Origin of the sequence: Bacillus sp. JJ1503 (assembly GCF_036965125.1) — a bacterium.
Lineage (GTDB): Bacteria > Bacillota > Bacilli > Bacillales > Cytobacillaceae > Cytobacillus.
The window spans coordinates 1-8,756 of the sequence record NZ_JBALOZ010000081.1; the positions used below are offsets into that span (position 1 = coordinate 1).

8 protein-coding genes and 1 other annotated feature are annotated in these 8,756 nt (G+C 37.9%); of the genes, 2 read left to right on the top strand and 6 right to left on the bottom strand.

The annotated features are described in order from the left end of the window. Positions 1–287 precede the first annotated feature (287 nt). Positions 288–1,652, bottom strand: coding sequence for a PLP-dependent aminotransferase family protein (locus tag V7149_RS07420; RefSeq protein WP_335345014.1), 1,365 nt, complete (start codon positions 1,650–1,652; stop codon positions 288–290). A 94-nt stretch (positions 1,653–1,746) separates the two neighbouring features. Here V7149_RS07420 and V7149_RS07425 point away from each other — a divergent pair, with 94 nt between their 5' ends. After that, entirely contained in the window at positions 1,747–2,322 is a 576-nt protein-coding gene (locus V7149_RS07425) for a GNAT family N-acetyltransferase (RefSeq protein ID WP_335345015.1), read from the top strand. Positions 2,323–2,379: 57 nt separating this feature from the next. Here V7149_RS07425 and V7149_RS07430 read toward each other — a convergent pair whose 3' ends face one another. Then, positions 2,380–3,174: a nucleotidyltransferase domain-containing protein gene (locus V7149_RS07430; protein WP_335345016.1), complete on the bottom strand. Its 795-nt coding sequence runs from the start codon at positions 3,172–3,174 to the stop codon at positions 2,380–2,382. A gap of 184 nt (positions 3,175–3,358) precedes the next feature. After that, positions 3,359–3,606 (top strand) — a binding site (T-box leader). A gap of 49 nt (positions 3,607–3,655) precedes the next feature. Between V7149_RS07430 and brnQ the strand changes: the two genes are divergently transcribed. Continuing rightward, positions 3,656–4,987 (top strand): branched-chain amino acid transport system II carrier protein, encoded by a 1,332-nt coding sequence (brnQ, locus tag V7149_RS07435; RefSeq protein WP_335345017.1) that lies wholly within the window; start codon positions 3,656–3,658, stop codon positions 4,985–4,987. 112 nt (positions 4,988–5,099) lie between these two features. On the opposite strand, the gene V7149_RS07440 is transcribed toward brnQ, so the two are convergent. The 4 genes from V7149_RS07440 to V7149_RS07455 form a co-directional block, all read right to left on the bottom strand. Then, positions 5,100–5,993: an EamA family transporter gene (locus tag V7149_RS07440; RefSeq protein ID WP_335345018.1), complete on the bottom strand. Its 894-nt coding sequence runs from the start codon at positions 5,991–5,993 to the stop codon at positions 5,100–5,102. 276 nt (positions 5,994–6,269) lie between these two features. Beyond that, positions 6,270–7,202: a nucleoside hydrolase gene (locus V7149_RS07445; RefSeq protein WP_335345019.1), complete on the bottom strand. Its 933-nt coding sequence runs from the start codon at positions 7,200–7,202 to the stop codon at positions 6,270–6,272. A gap of 21 nt (positions 7,203–7,223) precedes the next feature. Further along, positions 7,224–8,483: a NupC/NupG family nucleoside CNT transporter gene (locus V7149_RS07450; protein WP_438824095.1), complete on the bottom strand. Its 1,260-nt coding sequence runs from the start codon at positions 8,481–8,483 to the stop codon at positions 7,224–7,226. 38 nt (positions 8,484–8,521) lie between these two features. Beyond that, a partial coding sequence (locus V7149_RS07455) for a carbohydrate kinase family protein (protein ID WP_335345021.1) occupies positions 8,522–8,756 on the bottom strand: 235 nt, incomplete at its 5' end.

Sequence of the window (8,756 nt, forward strand, 5' to 3'; positions counted from 1 at the left end):
TTTTAGAAGTCTCCTTAGAGCCTTTCAACAGGAAATTTCTGGGACGAAGGTAGTTTAGATGTCTCCTCAGAGCCTTTCAATGCGGAAATTCGGTGACGAAGGGTGTTTAAAAGCCTTCTTAGAACCCTTCAACGCGAAAAATCCGTGACAATGGGTGGTAAGAAGAATGGATTAGAAAAACGATTAAATTAATGATAATGAAAAAGGACCAAACATAGAGAATAATGTCCAGTCCATCGAAATTAGGTTTCCTTTATTTCAAAATAAGGAGGAACAACCCCCCTCCCCTATATCCACGCCTCTGATAATCTTTGAATTCCTTCTTTAATTTCTTCTATTGTAAGCCCCCCATATCCAAGGATCACCATGTGAGTTTTCGGTTTTTTTATAAATGATATGGACGCCGGGTAAGTACGGACTCCTCTCTCTACCGCCTGGTGAATTGCGCATTGTTCTGTGAGGTAAGGGAGCAGCTTAAGAACAATATGTAAACCTGAATGTTCCCCGATTATTTCAAACTCCTTTGGCAAGTAGGTTTCAATGGATTCTAATAATACTTGAAGTCTTTTCCGATAAGTCGTACGCATTTTGGCAAGATGCCGTTGAAAGTGGCCTTCTTTCATAAAATCTGCCACTGCTAGCTGATCCATACGGGAGACAGTTGATTTTTGCTGTTCATTAAATTTTTCGAATGCAATAACTAAAGATTTGGGTATTATCATATAGCTCATTCGAATGGAAGGAATGAAAGATTTTGAAAATGACCCAAAATAAATAACATGCTGAAGTTGATCAATTTGTGCCAAAGCCGGAATCGGCAACCCTTTGTAGCGATATTCCGAGTCATAGTCATCTTCAATAATAAAACTTTCATGTTCATTGGCCCATTTTAATAAACCGACCCGCCTTTCGAGCGACATGATCATTCCGAGTGGAAACTGGTGGGCAGGTGTGGTATATACCAAATCTAATTTTTTATTAGGGATGGATACCCCAAAGTGATCTACTTGAATAGGAGTCACTGTCAGTCCTAGCTTAGCAAATACAGCCTTTGCCCGTATAAATCCAGGTTCCTCCATACCAATACGTGTTTCCATTCCGAAAAACTGACATATATCCTGTAATTGCATTTGTGTTCCGCTATAAATGAATACTTGGTCTGCTTCACATTGGACACCGCGTGAACGCCCTACATATTTGGCAATTTCTGTCCGCAACGCCCATTCCCCCTGCCACGGACTACTCACTAAATTCCCTTCTTCCATATGTTTTCGAATCAATCTTTTCCAAATCTGAAATGGAAAATGGACTGAATCCACATGTCCAGAATTGAAATCAATTAATCCTTCTTGGTTCAAACATACAGAAGATTCCTGAATAGGCATATTCTTTGTGATCGGTTGCCATTCTTGTTCAATGGCAGACACAAAATAGCCTGACCGCTCACTACTGATAATATAGCCTTCCGCCAAAAGTTGTTCATACGCTTCACGAACTGTATGAACACTTATATCAAGCTGTGTAGCAAGCTGCCGTTTTGAAGGAAGCTTGCTATGTGGAAGAACTGTTTTTTTTAGAATGGCATTTTTTATTTGTTCATAGATTTGGATATACATAGGCTTTCCTTGCACTAAATATATTGGCAGTTCCATTTTATTTCTCCTTTTGGTATGGTCATTATTTTTCTTTTTGGTTATTTTCATCATACCAAAATTTCAATTAAATGGAGGAAAGGAGTGATTATTTATGGAAAAAATTATATTAGAAAATGAGGTTGTTTGCTTAAAGGAATTGGATCAAAATGACTTAGATGGTATTTTTGAAGCTTCACAGGATGAATTAATTTGGAAGCATATGACCCTGAACATCGCAACTAAAGCAGATTCGGTTGAATTTGTGCAAAATGCATTGACCAATAAAGAGCAAGGAACAGAATATCCATTTGTCATTATCGATCAAAAAACAAAGCAAATTATCGGTTCCACTAGATTTCTAGATTTACATTTAAAACATAAGCGATTAGAAATCGGTTACACATGGCTGAATACAAAGTATTGGCGTACAAATATCAATACAAATTGTAAGTATTTGCTGCTAGAATACTGCTTTGAAAATCTTGGTCTTCATCGCGTTCAACTGAAAACAGATCATGAGAATTTCCGTTCTCAAAAGGCCATTGAACGAATTGGCGGCAAAAAAGAAGGGATCCTGCGCAATCATATGATTCGCCAAGATGGCACTGCCCGACATACGGTTATATACAGTATCACGCACGACGAATGGCCGTATGTAAAGGAGCATCTTCAAAAGTTGATGAGATAGTTAAGTAGTCAATAAGGGAGTTTGCAATGCTCTCAATTGGAGGAGATCTGGGCAAAATTATTCCCAGACCTCTTTCAATGTATCTCGGAAAAGCTGGTTGAGTTCATTAGTTGGATTTGGAACACCGCAATGTCTCCTTTTTCCAAATTCTTCGAGACGTTCAATTTCTTTTTGAATAAATGAATGGAGGACGCCTATGTTCAAGTCTGTGCCCCACTCTTCTCCGTCCATTTTGTGTTGAATAATTTTAACAATTTCTTCTTTCACTTCTCCTGGAGAAATAAGCGTTTCAAACAAAATATGAAAGTTAACTGGAGGTATTGTTTGAAACTTTTCTATCCATTTGGCTGCTAGAAGTGGTCTTAATACATTGATATATTTCTTAATTTTTCGTGCATTCCCTTGAATACAGTCACGGAAATTCCCTTTTGCCATCCTAACATAATGATTTATCCCATTCACAGGTGAAAATACATTCTGTGCCATCAGCCGTATCTGCTTGATGGTTGAATAGAATTCATCATAAATAATACTAGAGTGTAACCATTCGAAAAGAGACGGATTGGATTTCCTTAATAATCTCAACGCCTTCGTGAGCTCCCAGCCGCTTAAATCCAATTGATCATCAATCGGAATTGAAACAGCATCCCGATTCGGAATTTCTATCGTATCCCTCTGTTGATCAATGGATAGATACCAGTCCATTCGGTGTACATATATGAAACGAACATCGTAGTCACTATCTTTAGATGGGAACCCCCAGGCACGACTTCCTGCTTCGCATGCATAAAGGACCTTTATATCATAATCAACTTCAAGCTGACGCATTACCTGCTGGATATGGTCTAACATTTGGATGCCCCCGATCTTTTCAAGAATTAAGTATATGTTTGGAACTATGCCAATTTCTTTTTTAGTATGACAATATCTATGTGACTTAAGCAAATATAAGGTGATCATCCAATTTCAATTAATTTATAAAAATAAAAAAATTATATTGACATATCATTTTGCCTTTGCTAAATTTACTCTAATAATAAATTCAGTGACGAGAAAGAGTAAGATAAGCAGCCTGAATTACAGAGAATCGGTATTTGGTGAGAGCCGATGTTCAGAACTTGTCCGAAGTCATCTCCGAGATGCAAAGCTGAAGTCAGTAAGCTTTGACGGGTTTCCGCCGTTACCATGGATCACGTATAATTGTACGTTGACTTAAGTGCCGTAATTTTTTGATTTATTTTTACGGAATAAGGGTGGTAACGCGAGCGATAACTCGTCCCTACTATAGGGACGAGTTTTTTGTTATTCAAATATAAAAAAGGAGTGGGTTTTTATGAAAAAGTTAGACACATTATTTATTGGCCTTATGCTATTTTCAATGTTTTTTGGTGCAGGAAACTTAATTTTCCCTCCAGTTCTTGGTTCTGAATCTGGCACATCTTTTTGGTTTGCGATGGCCGGCTTTATTTTAACGGCTGTTGGTTTGCCGTTTGCAGTTCTCTTTGCCGTATCGCTAGTAAAAGATGGAGCAACTACAATCGGAAATCGCGTGCATCCAGTATTTAGCACAGTTTTCATGGTTGCTGTCTATCTATCAATCGGACCATTTCTAGCGATTCCAAGAAACGCTAATGTTGCCTACGAAATGGGCGTGAAACCATTTTTAAAAGAATCATGGAACAGCTCAGTCGTTCTCGTCCTATTTTCAGTAGTGTTCTTCGCCTTAGTATATGTAGTCAGCTTGAACCCTACTAAAATGGAAAAATATATGGGACGCTTTATCACGCCAGTACTGCTTCTAGCAATGGTGGTCTTATGTACAATTGGTTTTATGAAATTAGATGCACCACTTAGTTCGCCAAGTGAAGCTTATCAATCGAGCGCATTCTCTAAAGGTTTTATTGAAGGATATAACACAATGGATGCCCTTGCTGCGTTAGCATTCGGGATTGTTATACTTAGTGCTATTAAGAAAAAAGGAATCACGGACAGAAAACAATTAACTAGCTTTACACTAAAGGCTGGAGTCATCGCTGGAGGATTGCTATCCGTTGTATATGTAAGCATTGGATTAATCGGTGGAAAAATGACAGATGCCTCTTCCTATGAAACGGGTACAGACATTTTAACATCTGCCTCTACCCTTTTATTAGGTTCCGGCGGTGTAGCTTTATTAGGCTTAATTTTCACTTTAGCTTGTTTTACAACATGTGTTGGATTGACAACAGCTTGCGGACAGTATTTTTCGAAAGTTATACCGGCTGCTAGCTATAAAACCCTTGTCTTAGCTTTAACAATTATTGGGTTTACACTCTCAAATCTTGGTTTAAATCAAATTCTTAAATTTTCAGTACCATTCCTAGTCACGGCTTATCCATTAACAATCGTGCTAATTACTTTAACATTCTTTAATCGCTTCTTTAAAAATTCAAGAAAAGTATACGGAAGCACAGTGTTATTTACAGGGGTATTTGCACTTATGGGAGGATTAACAACATTTGGCTTAGACTTAGGATCTTTAGAATCGGTCAGAGCGATTCTTCCATTCTACTCAGTTGGATTAGAATGGATTGTACCAGCTATTGCTGGGGCAGTTATTGGAATACTTTTGAGCGGGTTTGATAGAAAAGTAGAAACAGCAAAAGCCGTAGAAATTAAAGGGTAATAATAGTGTTTTTCATGTGAACTATAAAAAGGCGAACGCAGATTATCACAGTTCGCCTTTTTTACCAAATTCCCTTAAAAGTGACTTTTTGGACAGGTTCTTTGTTCCAAAGTTATTGAAGTTTAACTTTACTTTTTATTAATTGTTTAATAGGTGTTACGGATATTCCTAAAAGAATAAGCAATACTCCGCCCCATTGAAGAAATGACACATACTCTTTCAATACAATAATGGAGGCAATGATGGCAGTAGGAAGTTCGGCACCTCCTAGAATCGTAGCCAATCCAGATCCTGTTTTCGGTGAACCAATAGCAAAAAAACTAATAGGTATTACTACTCCTAGTAAGCCTAATAAAATACCATACTTCCATAATCCCTCTGCCATGGAACCATTATATATAAATGATGGTGAGAAAGTTAGCATCAATATAATTAAAGCGCCAGTCGTCATTAATGCCCCCCGATTTAGAAAGGGAACATCGGCTTCAATTCTTCCAGTACTAAATATAAATAATGAAAATGTAATAGCTGACAATAAACCAAAAATAATCCCCTTCATATCAAGGGTGGAAAAACTATTACCTATTATACCACTAGCCATAACAGTGCCAATTAATAGAATCACAACAGACAAAATTTTCTCTCTGCTTGGCAGTCGTTTATCAACCAGGCTTTCTATTAATATACCAATCCAAGTAAATTGGAATAACAGTACAATTGCTATGGAAGCTGGAATGGTCTTTAGCGATATTCCATAAAACATACCAGTAAAGCTTGAAGAAGTTCCTGCAAGGATTAAAATTAGTGCTTTTTTTAATGAAATACGTTTTTTAGAAAAAAGAAGGCTTAACACCAGCAGCATTAACCAGCCAAAAAAATATTGGCTGGTAATAACTTCCCCAACCGTAAAGCCATCATGATAGGCAAGTTTTATAATAGATGCAATCACTCCATAGCTGCATGCCCCAAGAAAAACAAGAAGTGAATATTTATATGTTTTAAGCACGTATACCTCTCCTTAAGTTGTAAAAATAACGAATACCCACCTAAAAAAGGTGGGCAATTAAAATTTTATCGCAGATTAACGGGCAGAAAGACTCCCACTTCATGACTAAGAGGAATCGATGAAGTATAAGTGGGAGTCTTACTGCCCGTAAATGCCCGATTAGTTCAACTAACAATCAGTGGTCGATGAGGGAGAATAAATCGCGACTTCTTGTAACAACGTCTGAACTAGCATATCCTATGCGCCAGCCCCCCACTGATTGAAGTATCACTTTATCTATTTTTTCAAATATTCGATAAAACGTTCAAGAAATCTTTCGTGATCTACATCTACACAAATGTTTACATTCGGTTCTTTTTTCAATAAATTTCTAAAGTCACAGATTGTCTGTCCATAGCTCAAGTCACTTTTTGTCTCTACGTCAACATAATATTTCTCTGTCTTCACAAGACTTTTGTCTAAAGCCACAGCAACGGCTAGTGGATCATGTAAAGCACAAGCATTGACGCCGTATAGGCCTAAAGAAAATTCCCTGTAAACGCCTGTACTATTTTTGACAAACTCATAGTATTTGGTCCCTTTTAATTGATTAATATGTTCTTCAGAAAGCATCACTTTTCTAGTCACATCTAAACTAACTAAAGTAATGTCCATGCCTGAATGGAAGACAATTTTCGCTGACTCTGGATCCCCAAAAATATTAAACTCAGAAGTCGGCAATGTATTTCCTCTGCCGGAAGATTGCACGATTCCCCCCATAATCACAACATCTTGCACCCATTGGGCCACTCTTGGTTCTTTACGAAGCGCTAGAGCGAGGTTTGTCAATGGAGCAACCATGATGAGAGTCAGTTCTCCCTTATATTTTTCCGCCTGCTCGATGATGAAATCAGCAGCAAAGATACTATTCTCTTGTACACCCGCATCGATATGATCGAGCGCCCCGCCGATTCCATCTTCTCCATGAACTCTAAATTCATGATAAGGTTCTCTAAGAAGAGGGCGAGAAGCACCTTTATATACATTGATTTTGTTTTCCATGCCGAGCAATTTCAACATTCTGTGTGTATTAATATTTACTTGCTCAAGCGGAACATTGCCGCAAACCGTTGTAATTCCTAAAACATCAAGCTGTTCGCTCTGTGTCGCATACAAAATGGCGAGTGCATCATCTACCCCAGTATCTACATCGATAATAACCTTTTTCACACTGATCACTCCTCACTTTTTTTAGAAATAAATCCCAGCAATTGCACCACTCATTAGATTGGCCAATGAAGCGGCAATTAACGCACGAAAAGCTAATTTCTGAATAACAGCTTTTTGATTTGGCGCCATGGATGATAATGCTCCAACTAATATTCCAATAGAGCCTAAGTTTGCAAATCCGCATAAAGTAAACGTGATAACGGCTTGGGCTTTTTGTGAAAATTCAGCTGTTTGCCCAGCGAATGAAGAAAAGGCAACAAATTCATTGAATACTAATTTTTGACCAATTAAGTTCCCTGCCATCACTGCTTCACTCCAAGGAATTCCAATAATAAAAGCAATCGGTGCAAATAGATAACCGAAGATCATTTCTAAAGATAAACCTTCAAATCCGAACAGACCTCCGATTCCGCCAAGGATACCATTTGTGAAAGCAACTAAGCCAAGAATAGCCATAAGCATGACGGCAACGCCAAACGCTATTTNNAATGCACCATCAGTAATGACTTCTAGAATATTTCTTTTCTTCGGATTTTCACCATTGTTTGCTAATGTCTTTAAATCAATCTCCGTGTCCGTTTCTGTTTCCGGCATTAATAATTTAGCCATGACAAGTCCTGCTGGTGCGGACATGAAGCTTGCAGCTATTAAATATTCAATGGACACACCCATCGCAGCTAGTCCAATCATGACAGCACCGGAAACAGATGCCAATCCTCCAACCATGACAGCAAAAATTTGCGATTTAGTCATATATGGCAGATATGGCTTAATGACAAGAGGTGCTTCTGACATCCCAACGAAAATATTTGCTGTTGCAGACATTGACTCTGTCTTGCTAACTTTTAAGAGTCTTGAGATAAATCCGCCGATAATTCGTACAAAAATTTGCATAATTCCTAAGTGATATAAAAGAGAAATTAAAGCTGATAAAAAGATAATGATTGCTAATACTCTAACCGCAAAAATCGAACCTGCCGGACCCGCCTTGTCTGCAAGACTGCCGAATACGAACGCTACACCAACATCTCCATAATGGATGACCTTATTGACACCAGCAGAAACTGCTTGCAATGCTTCTTGTCCTAATTTTGATTTCAGAACAATAAAACCAAAGACAAGCTGTAAAAGAAATCCTAAACCAATAGTACGAAAATTAATCGCCTTCCTGTTTTCAGAAACTAAATAAGCAATAAAAAATATGATTGAACACCCGATTAAACCCCAAAGAATATTCAATTTTTTCACCTCGCTAAAGTTTTTTAATGTTAAAAAAATCACTTCAAAATTCCAAATATACTATTTTCTCAATTTAATGCTTACCCGTTATTTTTTATGAAATTCTTAACCTCGTTTTCCGTTGGCATACCCGTTTGCGCGCCTAGCTTTGTCGTAGATAACGCAGCAACTGCATTGCCATATTTACATGCAGCATCCATAGTAAGACCTTTGCTTAGAGCGACTGCAAATCCGCCGTTAAACGAATCCCCAGCACCAGTTGTATCTACAACATTTACTCTGAATGCTGGTATATTTACTTCTTTTCCACCTTGA